Here is a 19,809-nt window from a genome sequence, read left to right on the forward strand (position 1 = left end):
ATGGGGTGATGCGGTTGGGATTCAAGAGAGAAAAAACGAAAAAAGCGCCAAAAGGCGCCTTTTTGCTGGATTTTAGAGCAAATCAATCGTCAAAGGTGACCTGCTTACGACCGTTAAAGGCATGGGATAAGGTCATGCCATCCACCAGGTCTAATTCGCCACCGACAGGCACGCCATGAGCGATACGCGATGCGCCCACCTGGTATTGCTTACACAGCTCGGCAATATAATGGGCTGTGGTTTCACCCTCTACCGTGGGGTTGGTTGCCAGGATCACCTCGTTAATGTCTCCCGCGGCCAGCTTCTGCTCGAGCACATCCAGGCCAATTTCTTTTGGGCCAATGCCATCAAGGGGCGACAAGTGACCCATTAAGACAAAGTATAGGCCCTGATAATGCCCGGTTTGCTCCACCGCTAATACGTCGCTGGGCGATTCCACCACACACAGCAAGCCGGAATCCTGGCGTTTAATATTGCCACACAGCTCGCACTGCTCTTGCTCGGTAAAAGTACGACAACTGTTGCAATGACCAATATCCACCATGGCCTGGCTTAGTGCAGCCCCCAATTGGCTGCCGCCCTCACGGTCACGCTCCAATAAGTGAAAGGCAATCCGCTGAGCCGATTTCGGGCCTATGCCCGGTAAACAACGCAAAGCATCAACAAGTTGAGTTAATTTTGGCGAAAGCTGCATGTAAATTCCGATTAAGCTGCGACACTGTGTAATTCAGCGCTCTATTATGTGGCGTTAAGGTATCAAAACCAAGCGCAAAAGTATAAGGGAGTTGTAAGCCCTAGTTTGAGGCCGACTCGATTAGCTCTCGATATGGCGTAACTTTAAGTTCTGACTGAGCACTGTGTTTCTCATACAAGAAAGTGGTCGAGCCACCACCCTCTTTGTAGGCATTTAAAGGGCAATCATCGGAAAGGTTATCGCGGGTGCTGCTCAGCAGCAAATCGGCCTTGCCATCGCCGTTAAAGTCGGCGATTAATTGCACAGACAATTTAAGCGTATCCTTTACCACGCCACACTCTCGCGTGTGTGAACCAAGCACGGCCTCAAACAAGCGTGGGTGACTTTGGTTATTAACAAGCGAGAGCTCGCCTAGGGTCTTGCCTTTAACCAGGGTTTCAAGCTCACCTTGTGCTTGCTGCTTCATTTCGTCGCTCTCAATCCCACCTGGTAATGGAATGATGCTGGCGGGAATATGGTGCCACCAATTGGCAGAGTCCATATCAAAATGATTTTCCTTGGCCACCTTGACCTGGTCAAGCAGGGTCAACTCGGCGCACGCTGCACCGTAGACCAGTTCCCGGCCAAATTCCTCTCGTGATTTGCCATAGCAACCGCGCTTGGTCAAGGCTGAATACTCCTCGCAACTGGCATACCTTATTAGGCTTCCCTCCCCATCCACATCCGGGCAAAAAAATTCACCACCGTCCTCAATCATATGTATAAAGGGTTCTTTAAATTCTTCTATTGCCTGAAGGGCTTTCAAGCTTTGGTCGTCGGCCTGGACGTGCGTCACACCAAGCGCAAGTAGTGTCGTCGTCATTAAAATTGAGGTTAGTTTGAACTTCATAGCTGAGGATCCTTTCTCTTGGGGTGTTCTTATTGTAGTGCCAATGATATAGCATCAGAGTGCATGTGAGTATTGGTCATAGGGACTAACAGGCAAAAAAATAGCGCCCTAAGGCGCTAATTTTTATATGGTTCTTTATTAGAACGGCATTTTTAAGCCAGGAGGTAAGTTCATACCGCCGGTTACTTCTGACATGCGTTTTTGGCTTTCTTCGGCTACACGACGTACGGCGTCGTTACAGGCCGCGGCAAGCAAGTCTTCAATCATGTCCTTGTCATCTTCCATCAAGCTTTCATCTAGCTCAACGCGACGTACATTGTGGCTACCTAGCATGGTTACTTTAACCAGACCGGCACCGGCTTCACCTGTTACTTCTAAGTTTGCGATTTCTTCTTGGGCTTTTTGCATGCGCTCTTGCATTTGCTGCGCTTGCTTCATCATGTTACCCATTCCACCTTTAAACATAGTGTTCTCTCTTCATTTAAATCTATGCTGGCAAAGATAAGGCCAGCGAGGAAAAATTACAATGGCTGCACCGAGTTTTCATCAAGGTTCGCCGAAAATTGCGTCATTAAGCGCTGCACATTGCTATCACCGTGCATGGCCGCCACCGCCTGTTGCAAACGCTGAACGTCGAGTGCTTCTTGGATCAGTTTCGGGGTACCCGCTACCTCGGGGCTAAACGCTATATGCAATTCGATGGGCTCGCCCAGTTGCTCGCTAAAACACTGCACCAAACGCTCACGTAGCGCCGGGCCATCAAGGTGTTGCTGACTGGCGTCGACCTGCAAAAACACCTGATTTTGTTCCTTACGGTAGCAGCTTTGCAAAGCAAACTGACGGGTACGCCCACCTAAATTCATCTCGTCTATTAAGGCCGCCCAGGTATCTTGCTGATGGGCGAATTTAATGTCGCTGATACTGCTGGTAAAGCCCTCAGGCACAGGGATCACCAAAGGCTGCTCTTGCGCCTCGGCATTTGTCACCGGTGCTTGTAGCTGTTGCAACAGCTCAGGGGCCAGCTTTTGCGGATCCGGCTGATGCCTATCAAGCAGGCGCTGCGCCGGCGTTTGCTTACGCTTTGCCGCTTCTAGCTGTTGCTGTTGCTGTTGCTGTTGCTGTTGCTGTTGCTGAGCAGGCTCTGCCGTGGCGACTGCGGGGGCAACTGCAGTTGCTACTGAGGTATCAAAATAACCTGGTGATGCGCTTAGTTCGGCCCGCTCACCCCGGGCCGCTGCCTTTTTTAGGTCATCGCCGCCTTGGGTCACTTCATTGCGGCTTTGCGCCCTTTGGCCAGGTGCGGCTGCAGGCGCAGGCGTTGCCGAAGGCGTTGCCAGCTTACGGTTTTGCAGAATACGGGCGATGGCCGATTGAGTTTGCTCTTCCAAGGCATGCAGCTGCTCGGCCGGCGCCGCCTGACCTTGACTGTCCTGCTCAGGACTTACTGGCTGCATTTGCTCAGCGCTTACTGACTGCATTTGCTCAATGTGGGGTTGCGCTTGCACTTGGTCTTGTTCTTGAACAGCACCCTGAGGTACTTGCTCTAACGCTGCTTGGTGCTGGAACCCAGGCTCTGCTGTATTAGGCTCCGCTGGCTCGCCGCCCTGATAACCTAACTCTTGAGCCTGTTGTAGCACGGCATCAAATTGCGCCGCCGCTTCTTGCTCCTGCGCCACTTCCTCATCCATTTCTACAGTGGGTGCAGAGGATGCAGAAGATACTTCAGGTGCAGCGACAGGCGCTGTCGCAGGTGTAGCCACGGGTGTCGCCACAGGTGCGGACACAGGCTCTGGCTTAGCAGCTTTTGGCGCTGAAGCCAGCTCATTATTATTACGCGCCAGCATGGCACGCAAATTAGCCGCTTGCTCTTGGCCCGAGGCTTTAGGGCTGACCATTTCGGCCACATTCGCTGGCGCTGTTGGCATGGAGGCCAAGGCCGCAGGCTCGAAGGCCAATAAACGTAACATCAGCATTTCAAAGCCCACCTGTGGTGAGCTGCTCCATTGCAAATCACGTTTACCGCTTAACAGCAGTTGATACAGAGTATGAATATGCTGAGGGTCGGCGCTGCTGGCCGCCGCACTCACGTATTCGGCGTCGCGCTCGCTAAGCGCCGCGGCGCTGGGCACCAACTGAGTCAGCTGAATGCTATGCATCAGGTTTAATAAGTCATCCAGCACAGCAACATAATTTGGGTTGCGCTGTGCTAAGGCTCGGGTTTGCTGCATCAGCTCGGCGCCATCGTGCAGAAGCACGGCACTCAGTAGCTGCTGGGCAAAACGCACATCCATCAGGCCAAGCATGTCTTTGACCGCTTCTTCCACCAGCTGCCCATTGGTTTGGGCTATGGCTTGGTCGGTCAGGCTTAAGGCATCGCGCATACTACCATCGGCAGCCTTAGCCAATACAGCCAGTGCCGAGTCTTCGTAATGGATTTGTTCCTGGCCAAGAATATGCTGCAGCTGGGTGCTGATCTGCGGTACAGATAAGGCGCTTAGATTAAACTGCAAACAGCGAGATAAGATGGTTACCGGTAATTTTTGCGGATCGGTCGTCGCCAGCAGGAACTTCACATGTTCGGGGGGCTCTTCCAAAGTCTTTAACAGCGCGTTAAAGCTGTGTTTGGAAAGCATGTGCACCTCATCGATAAGGTACACCTTAAATTGACCTCGTGTTGGTGCATATTGCACGTTATCGAGGATTTCCCGCGTGTCTTCAACCTTGGTGCGCGATGCCGCATCGATTTCGATAAGATCTATGTACTTACCCGCTTCGATATCTAAGCAGGTGCTACATTGGCCGCAGGGCTGAGCGGAAATGCCCTGCTCACAGTTCAGGCTCTTGGCAAAGATACGGGCGATGGTGGTTTTACCCACGCCTCGCGTCCCGGTAAACAAATAGGCATGGTGCAGACGCTGCTCATTTAGCGCGTTAACCAAAGCTTGTTTAACATGGTCTTGACCAACAAGTTGGTGAAAGGTTTGCGGTCGCCATTTCCTGGCCAGAACCTGATAGCTCATTGCTTAATCGCCTTCGAATTCGACTAGTTTAAATACGTCAATTCCCTGTTGGCGCACGCGTTGCTCACCACCTAAATCAGGTAAGGAGACAACAAACGCAGCATGTGTTGCTTCGCCGCCAAGCTTGGCAACGAGTTTAGCGGTGGCTTCAATGGTGCCGCCAGTTGCTAATAAATCATCAACTAACAATACCTTATCACCGGCCACTATGGCGTCTTGGTGCAGCTCCAGGGTATCTTCACCATATTCTAACTGGTAGCTTTGTGCAATGACCGCACGAGGTAATTTGCCCGGCTTACGCACCGGAATAAAAGGCACACCTAACACATAAGCCAAAGGTGCGGCAAAGATAAAGCCACGAGATTCGGTACCAATGATCTTGGTAAAGCCCAGGTCTTTATACTTATTCACCATGTGATCTATGGTCAGTTGTAATGCCTTGGGGTCGGCTAACAGGCTGGTAACGTCACGGAACATAATGCCCGGTTTAGGATAATCGGCAACCGTGGCAATGGATTGCTTGATGTAATCAAGATCAGCAGCGCTCATAACTCATTTCATGTTTTGTTTTGTTTAGCGCTGCATTATATACCCAAACGATTTGAAGATACATGCTTGGGCGCTATCACAGGGGGTCAATACACGGGGGGATAATGTGCCGGCGAGCCCCTTTTTAGTTGCTTTAACACAATGTGAAAAACAAAAAAGCCACCTAGCTAACAAGTAGCGAGGTGGCTCAAACACGGAAGTATTTAATTACAGAGCAGCAAAAACCGCGTCTGTTTTGCCGCACAGATGAAATCATTCTTGTGCAAACCTTTAATAGAGTGTGACCACCAAGTGATGGTTACCTTGCCCCACTCGGTCAGAAGACCTGGGTGGTGACCTTCTTCTTCAGCCATGGCGCCTACTAGATTAGTGAACTCTAGTGCTTGCTTGAAGTTTTTGAACTTAAATACACGCTCAAGCTGCATAATGCCATCACGTACTTCAGGCACCCACTCAGGGATATCTCTGATTAATACTGCCAATTCATCATCTGACACCTTAGGCGCATCCGCACGACACGCTTCACATTTTTGTGCGCTTAATTCAGACATTACTAATTCCTTAACTTGCTAATTTTTCTTTAGGGGGAAATTTTGGCTCAAACAAGCCTAATTCTTTTGCTTTAGCTACTAACGCCATTAAATCCATTTGAGAAATATCAAATAAATCATGGATAGAGTTAATGGTGTAGTAAACAGGTTGCATAATATCGATTCTGTAAGGCGTGCGCAGCACATCCTGTACATTCATTGGGTTAATTTCCGGCTCATCACCGTAAACATACTGAGTCTCACCCGGGCTCGATAAGATACCGCCACCGTAAATACGCAGACCTTTTTCGGTTTGCATTAGACCAAACTCAACGGTAAACCAGTATAGACGCGCAAGATATACGCGGTCTTTTTTATCCGCCGCATAGCCTAGCTGGCCGTATTTATGAGTAAACTCGGCAAAATCCGGGTTGGTCAGCATGGCGCAGTGACCAAAGATCTCGTGGAAAATATCCGGCTCTTGCAGATAGTCGAACTCTTCACGGGTACGAATAAAGGTCGCTACCGGGAATTGCTTGTTGGCCAACAGGCGGAAAAACTCATCAAAGTCGATAAGCGCTGGTACAGGGGCAACCTGCCAGCCGGTTTCACGCTCTAGTACTTCGTTCAGCTCATGCAACTGCGGAATACGATCATGTGGCAGGTTAATTTTCTTTAAACCTTCCAGGTACTCATCACACGCCTTGCCTTCGATACAGGCCAGTTGACGCTCAACCAGTTCTGCCCAAATTTGGTTTTCTTCATCGCTCCAGTGGATCACGCCGTTTTCATCGGGTGTCTTGGAAACATACTTGCTTGACTTAGCCATAATAACCTTTGCATCTTCGACCAACCGCGCACCTAAATACGCCATTGGCAGCTAATCTGTGTTAACCAGATACTAAGTAAAAGTACGAAAATTTGTAATAGATGGAGTCGATATGGGTTTTGGGCAAACCCGCAAATACGTAAAGATAAAAATACACCTGAGTTTCGAAAAATAAACACCCCTTTATTTTAAAGGGGTGAACAATAAATACGTGTAACGTTTTTGATACAAGCGATTTTAAATGGACGCCAAGCCCATTTCTAAATCCGCAATAATTTCATTAACATCTTCAAGACCAATGGAAATGCGTACCAGGCCATCGCTTATCCCGGCGGCGCGGCGCTGCTCAGGCTCATAGGTGGAGTGTGTCATCGAGGCCGGATGCTGTATCAGGGTTTCGGTGTCACCTAAACTCACGGCCAAGGTGCAAAGCTCAAGCGAATTTATAAAGGTCTCCGTCTTTTCTAACGAGGCTTTAAGCTCAAATGCAATCACCCCGCCTGCGTCTTTCATCTGCGTGCCGATAAAAGCATGGCCGGGGTCCCCTGCCAGACCTGGGTAATACACCTTTTCAATTTTTTCGTGAGCGGCCAAATACTCGGCCACCTTATGTGCCCCTTGGCAATGCGCCTGCATGCGTACCGACAGAGTTTTTAAACCACGCATGATCAACCAGGCGTCGAACGGGCTCATGGTCGCGCCTATGTCCTTAAGCACGGTAAATTTTATGGTTTCTATATGCTCGGCGCTGCCACATACCAGGCCTGCCACTACATCGCCATGACCATTTAGGTATTTTGTGGCGCTGTGTACTACTAAATCCGCACCCAAGGTGGCCGGTTTTTGCAACAACGGGGTCAAGAAGGTGTTATCAACAACGCTTATCAACTGATGCATTTTGGCAAAAGCACAGATCTGCTCAAGATCATACACCCTCATATTCGGGTTAGCCGGGGTTTCCAGAAATACCATTTTAGTGTTCGGTCGGCGCGCCGCCTTAATGGCGTCCAGATCACTGAAATCGACAAAGGTCACTTCTACACCATAGCGAGTGAGCAGATGACTGAATAAGGCATAGGTGCAGCCATACACTGTGCTGGAGGCGATCAGGTGATCGCCGGCGCTTAAAAAGCTCATGACCGCCGCCGATACCGCGCCCATACCCGTGGCGCAGGCCGCTGCATCTTCACATTGTTCCAGTGCCGCCAGTCGCTCTTCAAGCTCGCGTACCGTGGGGTTGCCCAGGCGCGAATAAATATAACCCGCTTCTTCACCGGCAAAGCGTGCGGCCCCTTGCGCTGTATTGTCGAAAACAAAAGTAGAGGTTTGGTATAAGGGCGCGGCCAGCGCCCTGTGAGGATCCTGTCGACCTTGCTCGCTGTGGATGCAAAGGGTTTGGTCTGTGTATGTGTGTTTGCTCATAATGCACCTTTTTTCTTTTAAAATAGGGGCATAATTGTTTGAAAAACAAGCACGCTAGCCGCTTGGACGGCCAGCTAACACCATTTTAGGGCCAAAAAAGCGTCAACCTTAGTTGACGTTTTTTTGCTCTTCATTATTTTGCTTATCGGCGCGAGCCAGACGACTGGCCAAACTTTTCACCGTGGCCCTAAGCAGCGAAGGTTTGGCTTCAAGCCGCGGTAAGGGACGACAGAGCTCCATGGTTTTATAGCCGATACGTGCGGTGAGCACGCCGGCACTGAGGCCCTGCGCCGCCCGAGTCGACAACACGCTCAACAACTTGCCGCCAAAGGCAGTGGCGGCCAAATCTGCGAGCATTTCGGTGGAACCGACAAACAGCATCTGCTTAAGCAAACTGCGGTATAAGCGCACCCGGCTCATATAACCGAGCGCCAGGCCATAGTTATTAGCCAAGGTATCCACAAGCTTTAAACCGCGCCACAGCACCGCCAGCATATCGACCACGGCTAAAGGGCTGACCGACACCAGCACAGCAGACTCCACCGCATAACGATTGATCAACTTCTTGGCTTGTTGGTCCTGACTGACCAACAAGGTATCGCGATATAAAATCATCACCTCGCGGTCGCTTAAATGATCGCCAATGCGGGCCTTAAAAGTTTCAAATTCTGGGTGGGTTTGAATTTGATTCACACTTTGTAACCAGGGCAAAGCCTGCCCTATTTGCTCGCTCTCGAGCAAACGCTCGGCCTGCTGCTGATGATGTTGGTTGACTTTTAAACGCTTTAAATTCACCAGTTCACGCCATAACAAGCGCCCCATTAATAGTACAGCCAAGGCGATCACGGCGCTGTATAAGGCACCTAACCACCATGCGGTGGCAAAGCTGGCCATAATGCTTAGCCCGGTCTCCACCAGGATTAAACTCAGCAGTAAAAATACGAATAAGCGTTTTAACAAGGAGCCCTTGCGGCCCTTGATTGTCATTTCAATACTTTGTTCAAGCTCAGACTCATCACCAAACACAGCTTCTTCATCGCTGATTGGTGCCTGCTCGGTGCGCGCCACTATCTGTGCACCTTTTAGTTCTTCTGCGACCTGCTTAGGGCCTTGCTCTTGTATGCGGCGTCCGGCGCTCAACTTTACTTCGTCGCTCATCGCAGCTTATCTCCCAATAAAAATTCTAAGGCATGGTCGAGGCGCATATGACGCAACTTGCCGTCATTGCCAGGCAGCGGCGCAAAATCAATATAATCAAAACCTTGCTTTGGCCACTGGCCTTCGCTTAGACGATGCCTCGGCGGTTGCGGTGGTAAATAGGTGAGCCAGTTTCCTTCATTCAAGGGTTTACCGTAAATACAGTGCAGATCACGCCCTTGCTCGCTCACCATCTTGCTTTGGGTGGCACACACCCCGGCCATGGCCATGGTGTCCACTTCAACTCCGGCAAAGGCAAGCTCGTTGGCCTTGGCCTTTACTAAGTCATGAAGCAGCAAGGCTAAATCCTGATGGTAATTAACCCCCACCTGATCCGCCTTATTGGCCACAAACAACAGCTTATCTATATTGGGGCGGAACAAGCGTCGCAACAGGTTGCTTTTACCGTATTCGAAAAACGCCAGTAGCTCGGTAATGGCTTCGGCCTGCTCGGCAAAAATGTCCGGACCGAGTTTTAATGCCTGAAGTAAATCCACCAGCACCACCTGGCGGTCAAAACGGCAGAAATAGTCCTTATAAAACGGCTTAACCACCTGATTTTTATAGGCCTCAAAGCGCGCTTCCAACTGCTTGTACTGGGTGTTTTCGCCCTGTACATCCGGCGTTGGGCATGGGAAAAAAGCCAACAGCGGCGCCCCTTCCAGTTCACCTGGAATAAGCATGCGCCCGGGCTGCAAATTGGCGGCATGGGCATGGGCCTTTATGGCCGTAAGCGTCTGCTTGTATTCATTGCTGAGCGCCTTAAGCTGCCCCTCGTCCACCTGAGCCTGACTATCAAAGTCAGCCAGTTGCGCTAAAAAAGCCTCGCTATGGACGCGACGTACTCTGGAATTGAGCATGGTGAGCTGACGTTCACTCCAGGTGGCGTAATCCATGTTCAACATGGGTAAGTCCATTAACCATTCGCCGGGGTAATCGATTAAATCTATGGTCAGGGTTGCGGTGTCGCCAAGTTGCGCCCGCAGCCCGCGTTCGGGACGATAGCGCATGGCCAGGCGCAATGTATTAATGCGCTTGGTGGATTGTGGCCATTGCGGTGGCTCCTGAGTAATGCTTTCAATCGCATGACGATAGCCAAAGGTTGGAATATTCAGCGCTTTTTGTGGCACCTGGGCGGTCGCTATATGGCGTCCTTCACGCATAACGCGAAAAAACGGCAGGTTTTTATCATTGGCCTGCTCGCTTAAATGATGCACCAAGGCGGTAATAAACGCAGTTTTTCCGCTGCCTGACAGGCCGGTCACAGCGAGTGTGATATGACCATCAAGGGTGCGCTGCAGTGTTTTCTTAGCTTTATCTTTTAGTGTATCAAGGCGAGAGTAGGACAAATTAGCTCCTTTATCCTTATAACAATAAAAGGATAAGCCGACGGGGTCAGCTTATCCATTGGGCAGGATGGGATTATTAGAGTTTGTTTATTTCTCGGCTCACCGTAAAGGTTGGCGAGGTCACATGGGTTTCCATACGTTGAATACGTGTATCCAAGTCCGTCATAAACTCTTTTAAATCTTTCAGTGCCCTGCGCGGCGGCTCACCCTTTTGCCACACCTTGGCTTTTACTTCGCCCACATGTGCCGCTTTCTGGGCTTCACCTTTGGTATCCTCGGCAGGTTTGGTGTCAAGAATAAACCAGGCGGCAATATAGGCGACGACAGGCAGTGAGCCACCGGAAAGCAGTACGGCGGTCACAAAAATAATGCGTACCAGCCACAGCTCGATATTAAAGTAGTCGCTGAGCCCCGCACACACCCCGGCTAATTTACCGCGTTTGGGGTCGCGATAGAGTTCGCGTTTAGTGCTCATACCTTATTCCTCCACTGCGGAGATTCCTGATCGAGCAAGGTTTCCAGCGTATGAATACGCTCGGCCATTTTTTCGGCCTTATGCGCCAGCTCATTCAATTGACGATGCTCGTGTTCGCTCAAACCCTGGCTTACTTGCTTTTTACTGCGGTAGTGCAGAATAAGCCACAGCGGCGCCACGAATATCATAAATATAACTATGGGGGGCATTAATAACTCTAAATCAAACATCTTCCTCTCCTGCCTGTTGCTTCGGCGTATTATAAGTGTGGGCGTAGCCGTGAAACTTGTCGAGCTCGCCCACTAATCATTGTTATTCTGCTTTATCACTTTTACCCATTTTCGCTTTAAGCGCCGACAATTCGTCGTCGATCTTCTCGTCTTTTTCCAACTGTTCAATCTCGTCGGATAGTGACTTTTGACCTAGCTCGTAGGACTCAACCTGGGCTTCTAAACCGTCGATTTTAGTTTCGTAACGCTCAAACTTATCAAGGGCATCCTGCACCTTGTTACCATCAAGGGTTTTCTTCACATCAAGGCGCGATTGCACCGAGCGCTGACGTAAAATAATGGCTTTTTGACGGGCCTTGGCATCGCTTAGCTTTTCCTGCAAGGTGCTGATCTCTTGCTGTAGCTTATTGATGTGCTCTTCAACGTGCTCCATCTCGCGCTCTAAAGCCACTTGGGCTTCCGCCGCCTTGTTCTTTTCGATAAGCGCAGCACGAGCCAGGTCTTCACGGTCTTTCGACAGCGCCAGCTCGGCTTTTTCCTGCCACTGCTCAACCTGTTTGTTCAGTGTTTCTAAACGACGGCTAAGGTCTTTCTTTTCCGCCAGTGTTTTTGCCGAAGTAGAACGCACCTCAACCAAGGTGTCTTCCATTTCCTGAATAATCAGGCGTACCATCTTTTCAGGATCTTCAGCCTTGTCTAAAATGGCATTGATATTCGAATTAACGATATCTGCAAAACGTGAGAAAATTCCCATAATCTTATACCTCAAATGTAGAAGTCTTCGTTGACTACTCTAGGTGGTATCAAGTAGCTTGCCAACTTTAAAATAACTTAATAAAGCCATATTTTTCATTTAGTTATACCACTTTTAACAAACCTCTTTCTAATCGTCAAATAATGAAATACACTAAGCTTTAGCAAATATTACTAAGAGTTAGTGTAAATGAGTCAGTTTAGTAAAAATGACAATCTACTCGGCCAATCAGACAGCTTTTTATCCGTACTCGACCAGGTTTCACAACTGGCGCCGCTGGATAAGCCCGTACTGGTTATTGGTGAACGCGGTACAGGTAAAGAGCTGATCGCCGCCCGTTTGCACTACCTCTCGCGCCGTTGGGATCAAAACTATGTCAGCCTGAACTGCGCGGCTTTAAATGAAAACCTGCTTGAAAGCGAGCTTTTCGGCCATGAAAGCGGTGCCTTTACCGGCGCCAGCAAACGCCATGAAGGCCGTTTCGAGCGCGCCAATGGTGGTACCCTGTTCCTCGATGAACTCGCCAATACCCCCGCAGCGGTGCAGGAAAAACTACTGCGCGTTATTGAATATGGTGAGTTTGAACGAGTCGGTGGCCGCGCGCCTATCAAGGTCGACACCCGGCTAATATGTGCCACCAATGAAGACTTGCCCAGCCTGGCCGAGAGCGGGCACTTTCGCCATGACCTGCTCGATCGCCTGGCCTTTGATGTGATCACCTTGCCGCCACTACGTGAGCGCCAGGAAGATATACTGCTCTTGGCAGAGCACTTCGCCATCAACATGGCCCGCAACCTAGGCTGGGAGCTTTTCAGCGGCTTTACCACCCGCGCCAAACAAGCTCTGTTGGAATATCACTGGCCCGGTAATGTGCGCGAATTGAAAAATGTTATCGAGCGCAGTCTTTATCGCCACGGCAGTGAAGACCTGGCGGTACACAGCATACATCTCGACCCTTTTGCCAGTCCATTTCGACCGCAAACCTCGAGTAACCGTAAAGCTGCTATGCCCTTATCAAGCGCTCACGAGCAAACACCAAGTTCTGATGTTCCAGCCGCGGCAACCGCGCCGAGCAGCCCGACCCTGCCTGGCTTTAGCTTCCCTTGCGATCTAAAGCAGCTATCCGCCGAATACGAAACCGAACTGTTGCGCCAAGCGCTTAAATTTAGTCAATTTAATCAAAAGAAAACTGCACAAATGCTCGGATTAACGTATCATCAACTGAGAGGATATTTAAAGAAATACAATTTGCTTGATTCGCAGCAAAAACAAGAGGCTTAGCCCGTGTATAAATGGTTGTTAGGCACTGTGGCGGTGGTTCTCGCCGGGTGCCAAAATGAAGATGCCCGCTATGCGCCCATAGAAGGCATGGTGTACTGCGCCGAAGCCAACCCGGTGTCATTTAACCCCCAGGTGACCACCTCCGGCTCCACCATAGACCTCATTTCCAAACAACTGTACAACCGCTTGCTGCGTATCGACCCGGTCACCGGTGAGTTTATTCCCGAGCTCGCCACCAGTTGGCAAATCAACAAAGATGGCACAGAAATCACCTTTAAACTGCGTGAAGATGTGCAGTTTCACACCACCGCCTATTTTACGCCAACACGCCTGCTTAACGCCGATGATGTGGTTTTCTCCTTCAATCGTTTATTCGATGTTTATAACCCCTATCACTTTGTCGGTGAAGCCAATTACCCATATTTTCAAAGTGTTGGCTTAGATCAATTGATCCGCAATATTCGCAAAGATTCAGAATATCAGGTGACCTTTGAGCTTTTTAACGCCGAGAGCAGCTTTTTAGCCAACCTGGCCACCGACTTTGCCGCCATCACCTCGCGGGAATATGCCATGAAGCTGATGGAAAGCGAGCGTATGGAGCTGTTTGATCAGTATCCGGTGGGCACAGGTCCCTTTGTTTATCGCGAGTTTCAACGGGACCGCTTTATTCGCTATTACAGCCACCCGGATTACTGGGAGCATCAGGTGAACCTCGACCAGCTGGTGTTCGATATCACCCCCAACGGTACCACGCGCATCGTTAAGCTGTTGACCAAGGAATGCGACGTTACTCCGCACCCCAGCGCCACTCAGCTCGATGTATTACGCGAGCGCAGCGACATAGACTTGCAGCAACAGGATAATTTAAACATCGGCTATTGGGCCTTTAACACTGAGCGCGTGCCCTTTAACGACCCCGATGTGCGCCGCGCCCTTGCCCACGCCATTAATGTCGATAAAATCATGCAGGCGGTGTATTACGGCCAGGGTGTTAAAGCCACTTCTATGTTGCCGCCCATCAGCTGGGCCTATCAGGAACAAAACAACCTGCCCGAATACAATCCGGACAAGGCCCGGGAGCTGCTGACCGAAGCCGGTTATGAAAATGGCTTTGATATGAGTATTTGGGCCATGCCGGTAAGTCGAATCTACAACCCTAACGCCCGCAAAATGGCGGAGCTGATGCAAAGCGACCTGCGCGAGGTGGGTATTAAGGTGCGTATCGTCGAATACGAATGGAACACCTTTTTGCAGCGTGTTGATGAGCATCGCCACGACAGCGTGCTATTAGGCTGGGCTGCCGACACCCCGGATCCGGATAACTTCTTTAGCCCCTTACTCAGTTGTGCCGCCACCTTCAGCGGTAAAAACCCGGCCAACTGGTGTAACCCGGAATTCGACTTTTTACTCACCCAGGCCCTGGCCACCACAGATCAAGCCCAGCGCAAGGCATTTTATGTTAAGGCGCAGCAAATGATCGCCGAGCAGCTGCCGTTGCTGCCTCTGGCCCACGGTAAACGCTCACAGGCTAATGATGCGAATATTCAAGGCATTACCCTGAGCCCCTTTGGCGGTATTTCCCTGGCCCACGCGAGTAAAATGCCATGATATTAGAGTTTGCCATTCGCCGCTTTTCCTTGCTGCTATTTATGCTCTTTACCTTGAGCCTGTTCACCTTTTCCCTGGGCTATTTGTTTCCCGGCGAGCCACTGACCAATTTCAGTGGCATAGAAACCGCGGGCTTTTCACAAAGTGCCGAGCTACGCGCCAAGTATCACCTCGATGAGGGCTATATCAGCCAGTACCTGGCCTTTGTCGGGCGTATTTTACAGGGAGACTGGGGCTTGTCTTTTGCCTCGGGGGATTCGGTTTTTAGCCATGTGCTCACCCTGGCACCGGCCACCTTTGAGCTTGCCGTGTATGCGTTATTGGTATCTGTTATCGTTGGCGTGCCCGCCGGTATTCTCGCGGCGCTGTCGCAGGGGCGTTGGCCCGATAAACTGATCAGCGGCATCACCCTAGTGGGTTATTCGGTGCCTATATTTTGGTTAGCGCTTTTGTTGATCATGATGTTTTGCCTGCAACTAGGTCTGTTCCCCATGTCTGGGCGCATCAGCTTGTTGTACGAAATACCCGCCAGCACTCACTTTATACTTCTCGATGTAATGATCGCCGGTTTTCCCTATGGCGGTCAGGCCTTTGCCGATGCTCTGCATCACCTGGCGCTGCCAACCTTGGTGCTGGCCACCTACCCAACCACGGTATTGGTGCGTTTTACCCGCGATTCCATGCTTAATGTGCTGGAGCAAAATTACATTAAAACCGCTCGCGCCAAAGGTCTTAGCCGCCGCCAGTTGATCATGCACCATGCCTTGCGCAATGCCTTGCTGCCGGTAATTAAACAAATCGGTTTGCAGTTTAGCGCCTTGATCACCTTGGCGATGATCACCGAAGTAATTTTCTCCTGGCCGGGCATAGGCCGTTGGCTTATCGACAGCATTTATCAGCGTGACTTCCCCGCTATTCAGGGTGGCCTGTTAGCCATTTCGGTGTTTATTATTTTTGCGACTATTTTCACCGAGTTACTCTACACCCTGCTCGACCCGATCTCACGGAATCAAGCGCATGGCAAACTTTAAATTATTTACCGAGCAATCCAATATCTCGCCGCTTTCAAGACTGTGGCGTAGGTTTAGGGCCAATCACGTTTCCCTGGTCGGCCTATGGTTGTTCTTGGCGCTGACTGTGTTAGCCGCCACTGCCCCCTTATTAGCGCCTTATGGTATCAATGAGCAGCACGCCGATGCGCTGCTGATCCCGCCCTCCTGGCACGAAGACGGCGATGTACGCTTTATTCTCGGCACCGATGACTTGGGTCGCGATGTACTTTCCCGATTGATGAACGGTGCTACCTACACCTTTGGCTTATCCATAGTGGCGGCGCTGATGGCCACCCTGGTCGGCGTGCTGGTGGGCACGGTTGCGGGGATCAGCCGCGGACTGCGAGCCAGTTTTTTAAATCACCTGCTTGATATCACCTTGTCCATTCCTTCGCTGCTGCTGGCTATTATTATTATCGCCATTCTCGGTCCGGGTTTGATGAATACGGTCTGGGCCATTATTTTTGCATTGCTGCCACAGTTTATTCACTCGGTTCGAAATCTGGTGGTGGAAGAGCTGAGCAAGGACTATATCAGTGCCTTTCGTTTGGACGGTGCCAACCGTTGGCAAATTTTGGTGCGCGGTATTTTCCCCAATATTTACGAGCACATAGTGGTTATCTTCACCATGGCCTTGTCGCTGGCTATTTTAGATATTGCCGCCCTAGGTTTTCTAAAACTCGGCGCCCAACCCCCAACCGCGGAATGGGGCGCAATTTTGGCGGAAAACCTCGGCTTAATTTATCTGGCGCCTTGGACCGTAGCCCTACCGGGGATCTTGTTATTCTTGGCCGTGCTGTCCACCAACCTGGTTGGTGATGGCCTGCGCAATGTGCTTAAAGAGCGACGGGCGGACTGATGCAGTTACTTGATATTCGCAACCTCACCATAGAACTAAAGACCTCGAACTCCATTATTCGTGTGGTCGACGGTGTGAACTTCAGCCTTAAAGAAGGTGAAGTGCATGCCCTTATTGGTGAGTCCGGCTCGGGGAAAAGCCTAATCGCCAAAGCCCTGGTAGGTGCCTTAAACCAACGCTGGGAAGTGCGTGCAGACCGTATGCATTGGCGCGGCGTGGATCTAATGCGGCTGTCCGATGAAAAGCGCCGTAAGCTGGTAAGCCAAGACCTGGCAATGATCTATCAGGAGCCGAGTCGCTGCCTCGACCCGACGGCAAAAATCAGCGATCAGCTCGAAGAAAGTATTCCCGAAGCGGATTACAGCGGCAATATTTTCCAACGTCGCCGCGCAAAGAAAAAACGGGTGCGCGCCCTTTTACATAAGGTGGGGATCAAGGAGCACTCCAAGGTACTGTCAAGCTACCCCCATGAGCTCTCCGAAGGCATATGTCAAAAGGTGATGATCGCCATGGCCATCGCCCGATCACCGCGCTTACTTATTGCCGATGAGCCGACCACGGCACTCGATAGCACCACGCGGGCTCAGGTATTCAGACTGTTAAAAAGCTTAAACCAGCTGAAAAACATGTCCATCTTGATGATCTCCCATGAACTAGAAGAGCTCACCGATTGGACTCATGGCATAAACGTACTTTATTGCGGCCAGATGGTAGAAGCAGGGCCGACCGAGCAAGTATTTGCCCATCCGCGCCACCCCTATACCAAGGCGCTGTTACAAAGCCTGCCCGACTACGATATTGCACTGGGCCATAAACAGCCGCTGTATGCCCTAAAAGGCACCATACCTACCTTGCAGCACCTTCCCATAGGTTGTCGTCTGGGTCCTCGTTGTCCCAACGCACAAAAAGCCTGTGTGGTAACGCCCAAGCTGGAAAAAGAGCAGGGCCACAGTTATGCCTGCCATTTTCCACTGCATAAGCAGGAGCAAGACTGATGCAACCACTCCTAAAAGTGCAAGCACTGAATAAGCTGATCAATGTCCGAGCCGGTTTGCTTAACCGTAAAAAGGTGGCCCTGCTCAAGGATATCTCCTTTTGCATTGGTCTGGGCGAAACCCTGGCAGTAATAGGTGAAACCGGAGCCGGTAAAAGTACCCTGGCCAAGGTATTGGCCGGCGCCGATGAATTCAGTAGCGGGCAAATTATTCTCGAAAGTGAGTTAATTAAGGATGGTCCCAAACATTTAGGCGATAGCAGTGCCATCCGCCTGATATTTCAAGACCCGACCACCTCGCTAAATCCGGCACTGACCATAGAGGAAACCCTGGACGATTGTCTGCGCTTTAACACGGATTTAAGCGCTGCCGAGCGTCTGGAAAAAATCAAACAAACCTTGTCTAAGGTTGGCCTGCTGGTCGAGCACCGTCATTATTATCCGCATATGTTTTCCGGTGGTCAGCTACAACGGGTGGCACTGGCAAGAGCACTGATCCTTGACCCTAAGGTCTTGGTACTTGATGAAGCTCTCTCTTCCTTAGACCCTTCGGTACGAGCGCAAACGGTGAATCTATTGCTGGAGCTGCAGCGCGAGACGGGATTAAGTTATGTGCTGATCACCCACCACCTAAGTCTGGTAAAGCATATGAGCGACCAGGTGATGGTGCTGGATCATGGCGAAATCGTCGAGTATGGTAACACCCAGGAGATATTCGCCAATCCGCAATCGAAAACCTGTCAACGCCTGCTGACCTGCTAGCGCCAGTAAAAAAGCCTTTAGGGCGTTGTCTGTTGTTTTGGCACCACAGCACCCTTCTCAACCAACATATCAAGCATGGCATGATCCTTAACAAGGTAAACTGGAGTTCGGCCAAGCTTATCTTTTTGAGCTAAAAACTCGGGGGAGCGCTCACTCAACCACTTCGCCAATGCATAGTTGTTGTAATACACGGCAAAATGCAAATCGTTAGCCTTGCTTTCAGCCAAATCACTCGGCAGCGTCAGGCCTAATTTTTTAAAGTACATGTAACACTCTGGGCTAGCCCCCATACCGATAACGCCGGCTAAATTATATTCTTCATATCCCGCAATCACGCTCTGCGCCATTTCGCAGCCCTGCTGCTGCGGACCACGGATCAGGTTGGCCTTAAGTTCGGGTATCATAGCGGCAAGTTTCAATACCGCCCTTTGCTCAGGCTCTGACAAGGCGGCAATATTTTTTTCATGCCGTTGCACCCGCTCAATAAACACCTTTGCCAGATTATAGTAGTCCGCTTTATTTCCTTCTTTCGGGTATTCTACGAAGAAATGCGCCAAATCCATCAGCGTATACTTACCCTCTTGTTCAAACATCCAGGCCATTTCCGCCGATTTAACGTAGGACAGCGCCTGAGTCATGTCTATGGTTCTCATCGTGCGCGTGCTCACTCGACTGGTCACACTGAACTTATCCTGTGGATATGACAGCTTTGCACCCGCCTTAACCAGCAGACGCGCTGACTCGACCTGATCGTTATAAACGGCACGAAATAAGGGGGAGAATAAAATTTCATCCTTGGGGGTATAACGCAAGGTCCTTGAAGCCAGATAATCCATATCTGCATCGTATTTTAACAGCACCCGTACGACATCCACCGGATCTTGATATACCGAGTCGCCCTTGACGTCATCCCAGCTGCTTTGCGCCCATGCCAATGCCGCATGCAATGGGGTATAGGATTTATACTTGTCGTTATAGACATAAGACGGGTCACCACCTTCACGTAACCAGCGCTCAACTTCAAAGCTATCACCCTTTTGTGCATGGTAAAACACATTATGAGTTGCCGGTGGCATACCTGTTTCCGTCGCTAGCACTGTGTTTCCAAGTTGCAGGCTAGTGATCGCCAAGAGTATAAATCTATACATGAAATTCTCGTTATTCTTATTAGTTGGTTAGATAAAGTCTTGACGTTCGTTTTCCTAAACTTGGCCAAGGCTGTGAATTCTATTTATAGAATATTATTTTATTTAGCATATCAGTTTTGTATGAAATATAAACAGAATACAGCAATAAAAAAGGCCGCTAATGCGGC

The 19,809-nt window shown here is 50.2% G+C and carries 19 protein-coding genes and 1 pseudogene; 6 read left to right on the forward strand and 14 right to left on the reverse strand.

Annotation, left to right across the window (positions count from 1 at the left end):
- Positions 1–82: 82 nt before the first annotated feature.
- The 13 genes and pseudogenes from recR to pspA all read right to left on the reverse strand — a co-directional run bounded on the left by recR (position 83) and on the right by pspA (position 11,938).
- Positions 83–694 (reverse strand): recombination mediator RecR, encoded by a 612-nt coding sequence (gene recR / locus C2M24_RS00540; protein ID WP_105212950.1) that lies wholly within the window; start codon positions 692–694, stop codon positions 83–85.
- Between the two features lie 100 nt (positions 695–794).
- A complete protein-coding gene (locus C2M24_RS00545) occupies positions 795–1,583 on the reverse strand; it encodes a hypothetical protein (protein WP_105212951.1) in 789 nt (262 codons plus the stop codon).
- A 138-nt stretch (positions 1,584–1,721) separates the two neighbouring features.
- A complete protein-coding gene (locus tag C2M24_RS00550; protein ID WP_105212952.1) occupies positions 1,722–2,048 on the reverse strand; it encodes a YbaB/EbfC family nucleoid-associated protein in 327 nt (108 codons plus the stop codon).
- A 56-nt stretch (positions 2,049–2,104) separates the two neighbouring features.
- Complete coding sequence (dnaX, locus tag C2M24_RS00555) at positions 2,105–4,603, reverse strand: DNA polymerase III subunit gamma/tau (protein WP_105212953.1); 2,499 nt, start codon at positions 4,601–4,603, stop codon at positions 2,105–2,107.
- A 3-nt stretch (positions 4,604–4,606) separates the two neighbouring features.
- Positions 4,607–5,152, reverse strand: coding sequence for an adenine phosphoribosyltransferase (apt, locus tag C2M24_RS00560; RefSeq protein WP_105199146.1), 546 nt, complete (start codon positions 5,150–5,152; stop codon positions 4,607–4,609).
- 207 nt (positions 5,153–5,359) lie between these two features.
- Positions 5,360–5,703: pseudogene (locus tag C2M24_RS00565) on the reverse strand (4a-hydroxytetrahydrobiopterin dehydratase).
- Between the two features lie 10 nt (positions 5,704–5,713).
- Positions 5,714–6,511: a phenylalanine 4-monooxygenase gene (phhA, locus tag C2M24_RS00570; protein WP_105199247.1), complete on the reverse strand. Its 798-nt coding sequence runs from the start codon at positions 6,509–6,511 to the stop codon at positions 5,714–5,716.
- 237 nt (positions 6,512–6,748) lie between these two features.
- Entirely contained in the window at positions 6,749–7,933 is a 1,185-nt protein-coding gene (gene megL / locus C2M24_RS00575) for a methionine gamma-lyase (protein ID WP_105212955.1), read from the reverse strand.
- Between the two features lie 108 nt (positions 7,934–8,041).
- On the reverse strand, positions 8,042–9,091 hold the full coding sequence (locus C2M24_RS00580) for a TIGR01620 family protein (protein ID WP_105212956.1): 1,050 nt from the start codon (positions 9,089–9,091) through the stop codon (positions 8,042–8,044).
- Entirely contained in the window at positions 9,088–10,479 is a 1,392-nt protein-coding gene (locus C2M24_RS00585; RefSeq protein WP_105212957.1) for a YcjX family protein, read from the reverse strand. The genes C2M24_RS00580 and C2M24_RS00585 overlap by 4 nt, the downstream gene beginning before the upstream one ends.
- Before the next feature lie 76 nt (positions 10,480–10,555).
- Positions 10,556–10,954 carry an envelope stress response membrane protein PspC gene (gene pspC / locus C2M24_RS00590; protein WP_105212958.1) on the reverse strand — a complete coding sequence of 133 codons (399 nt, stop codon included), beginning with the start codon at positions 10,952–10,954 and terminating at the stop codon, positions 10,556–10,558.
- Complete coding sequence (pspB, locus tag C2M24_RS00595) at positions 10,951–11,184, reverse strand: envelope stress response membrane protein PspB (protein ID WP_105199140.1); 234 nt, start codon at positions 11,182–11,184, stop codon at positions 10,951–10,953. Before pspB ends, pspC begins: the two co-directional genes overlap by 4 nt.
- Before the next feature lie 82 nt (positions 11,185–11,266).
- Complete coding sequence (gene pspA, locus C2M24_RS00600) at positions 11,267–11,938, reverse strand: phage shock protein PspA (protein ID WP_105199139.1); 672 nt, start codon at positions 11,936–11,938, stop codon at positions 11,267–11,269.
- Between the two features lie 189 nt (positions 11,939–12,127).
- Here pspA and pspF point away from each other — a divergent pair, with 189 nt between their 5' ends.
- Genes pspF through C2M24_RS00630 form a run of 6 tightly spaced genes read left to right on the forward strand, consistent with a single transcriptional unit; the run spans position 12,128 to position 18,494 of the window.
- Complete coding sequence (gene pspF, locus C2M24_RS00605; protein ID WP_105212959.1) at positions 12,128–13,219, forward strand: phage shock protein operon transcriptional activator; 1,092 nt, start codon at positions 12,128–12,130, stop codon at positions 13,217–13,219.
- 3 nt (positions 13,220–13,222) lie between these two features.
- Complete coding sequence (locus tag C2M24_RS00610) at positions 13,223–14,827, forward strand: ABC transporter substrate-binding protein (RefSeq protein WP_105212960.1); 1,605 nt, start codon at positions 13,223–13,225, stop codon at positions 14,825–14,827.
- The gene (locus C2M24_RS00615) at positions 14,824–15,858 is read left to right on the forward strand and encodes an ABC transporter permease (RefSeq protein WP_105199136.1); all 1,035 of its coding nucleotides are present in this window, start codon (positions 14,824–14,826) and stop codon (positions 15,856–15,858) included. Before C2M24_RS00610 ends, C2M24_RS00615 begins: the two co-directional genes overlap by 4 nt.
- Complete coding sequence (locus tag C2M24_RS00620; protein WP_105199135.1) at positions 15,845–16,738, forward strand: ABC transporter permease subunit; 894 nt, start codon at positions 15,845–15,847, stop codon at positions 16,736–16,738. Before C2M24_RS00615 ends, C2M24_RS00620 begins: the two co-directional genes overlap by 14 nt.
- Positions 16,738–17,733, forward strand: a complete 996-nt coding sequence (locus tag C2M24_RS00625; protein ID WP_105199134.1) for an oligopeptide/dipeptide ABC transporter ATP-binding protein — start codon at positions 16,738–16,740, stop codon at positions 17,731–17,733. Before C2M24_RS00620 ends, C2M24_RS00625 begins: the two co-directional genes overlap by 1 nt.
- Positions 17,733–18,494 carry an ATP-binding cassette domain-containing protein gene (locus C2M24_RS00630; protein ID WP_105199133.1) on the forward strand — a complete coding sequence of 254 codons (762 nt, stop codon included), beginning with the start codon at positions 17,733–17,735 and terminating at the stop codon, positions 18,492–18,494. Before C2M24_RS00625 ends, C2M24_RS00630 begins: the two co-directional genes overlap by 1 nt.
- Before the next feature lie 17 nt (positions 18,495–18,511).
- Here C2M24_RS00630 and C2M24_RS00635 read toward each other — a convergent pair whose 3' ends face one another.
- A complete protein-coding gene (locus C2M24_RS00635) occupies positions 18,512–19,642 on the reverse strand; it encodes a hypothetical protein (RefSeq protein ID WP_158683672.1) in 1,131 nt (376 codons plus the stop codon).
- Positions 19,643–19,809: the final 167 nt, after the last annotated feature.

Source organism: Pseudoalteromonas sp. T1lg22 (assembly GCF_002964645.1).
In the GTDB taxonomy this organism is placed as follows: domain Bacteria; phylum Pseudomonadota; class Gammaproteobacteria; order Enterobacterales; family Alteromonadaceae; genus Pseudoalteromonas.

What these genes read in the sequence shown, in the direction of transcription:
- recR (WP_105212950.1), bottom strand. Translation starts at nt 694, where the DNA reads ATGCAGCTTTCGCCAAAATTAACTCAACTTGTTGATGCTTTGCGTTGT.
- C2M24_RS00545 (WP_105212951.1), bottom strand. Translation starts at nt 1,583, where the DNA reads ATGAAGTTCAAACTAACCTCAATTTTAATGACGACGACACTACTTGCG.
- C2M24_RS00550 (WP_105212952.1), bottom strand. Translation starts at nt 2,048, where the DNA reads ATGTTTAAAGGTGGAATGGGTAACATGATGAAGCAAGCGCAGCAAATG.
- dnaX (WP_105212953.1), bottom strand. Translation starts at nt 4,603, where the DNA reads ATGAGCTATCAGGTTCTGGCCAGGAAATGGCGACCGCAAACCTTTCAC.
- apt (WP_105199146.1), bottom strand. Translation starts at nt 5,152, where the DNA reads ATGAGCGCTGCTGATCTTGATTACATCAAGCAATCCATTGCCACGGTT.
- phhA (WP_105199247.1), bottom strand. Translation starts at nt 6,511, where the DNA reads ATGGCTAAGTCAAGCAAGTATGTTTCCAAGACACCCGATGAAAACGGC.
- megL (WP_105212955.1), bottom strand. Translation starts at nt 7,933, where the DNA reads ATGAGCAAACACACATACACAGACCAAACCCTTTGCATCCACAGCGAG.
- C2M24_RS00580 (WP_105212956.1), bottom strand. Translation starts at nt 9,091, where the DNA reads ATGAGCGACGAAGTAAAGTTGAGCGCCGGACGCCGCATACAAGAGCAA.
- pspC (WP_105212958.1), bottom strand. Translation starts at nt 10,954, where the DNA reads ATGAGCACTAAACGCGAACTCTATCGCGACCCCAAACGCGGTAAATTA.
- pspB (WP_105199140.1), bottom strand. Translation starts at nt 11,184, where the DNA reads ATGTTTGATTTAGAGTTATTAATGCCCCCCATAGTTATATTTATGATA.
- pspA (WP_105199139.1), bottom strand. Translation starts at nt 11,938, where the DNA reads ATGGGAATTTTCTCACGTTTTGCAGATATCGTTAATTCGAATATCAAT.
- pspF (WP_105212959.1), top strand. Translation starts at nt 12,128, where the DNA reads ATGAGTCAGTTTAGTAAAAATGACAATCTACTCGGCCAATCAGACAGC.
- C2M24_RS00615 (WP_105199136.1), top strand. Translation starts at nt 14,824, where the DNA reads ATGATATTAGAGTTTGCCATTCGCCGCTTTTCCTTGCTGCTATTTATG.
- C2M24_RS00620 (WP_105199135.1), top strand. Translation starts at nt 15,845, where the DNA reads ATGGCAAACTTTAAATTATTTACCGAGCAATCCAATATCTCGCCGCTT.
- C2M24_RS00625 (WP_105199134.1), top strand. Translation starts at nt 16,738, where the DNA reads ATGCAGTTACTTGATATTCGCAACCTCACCATAGAACTAAAGACCTCG.
- C2M24_RS00630 (WP_105199133.1), top strand. Translation starts at nt 17,733, where the DNA reads ATGCAACCACTCCTAAAAGTGCAAGCACTGAATAAGCTGATCAATGTC.
- C2M24_RS00635 (WP_158683672.1), bottom strand. Translation starts at nt 19,642, where the DNA reads ATGTATAGATTTATACTCTTGGCGATCACTAGCCTGCAACTTGGAAAC.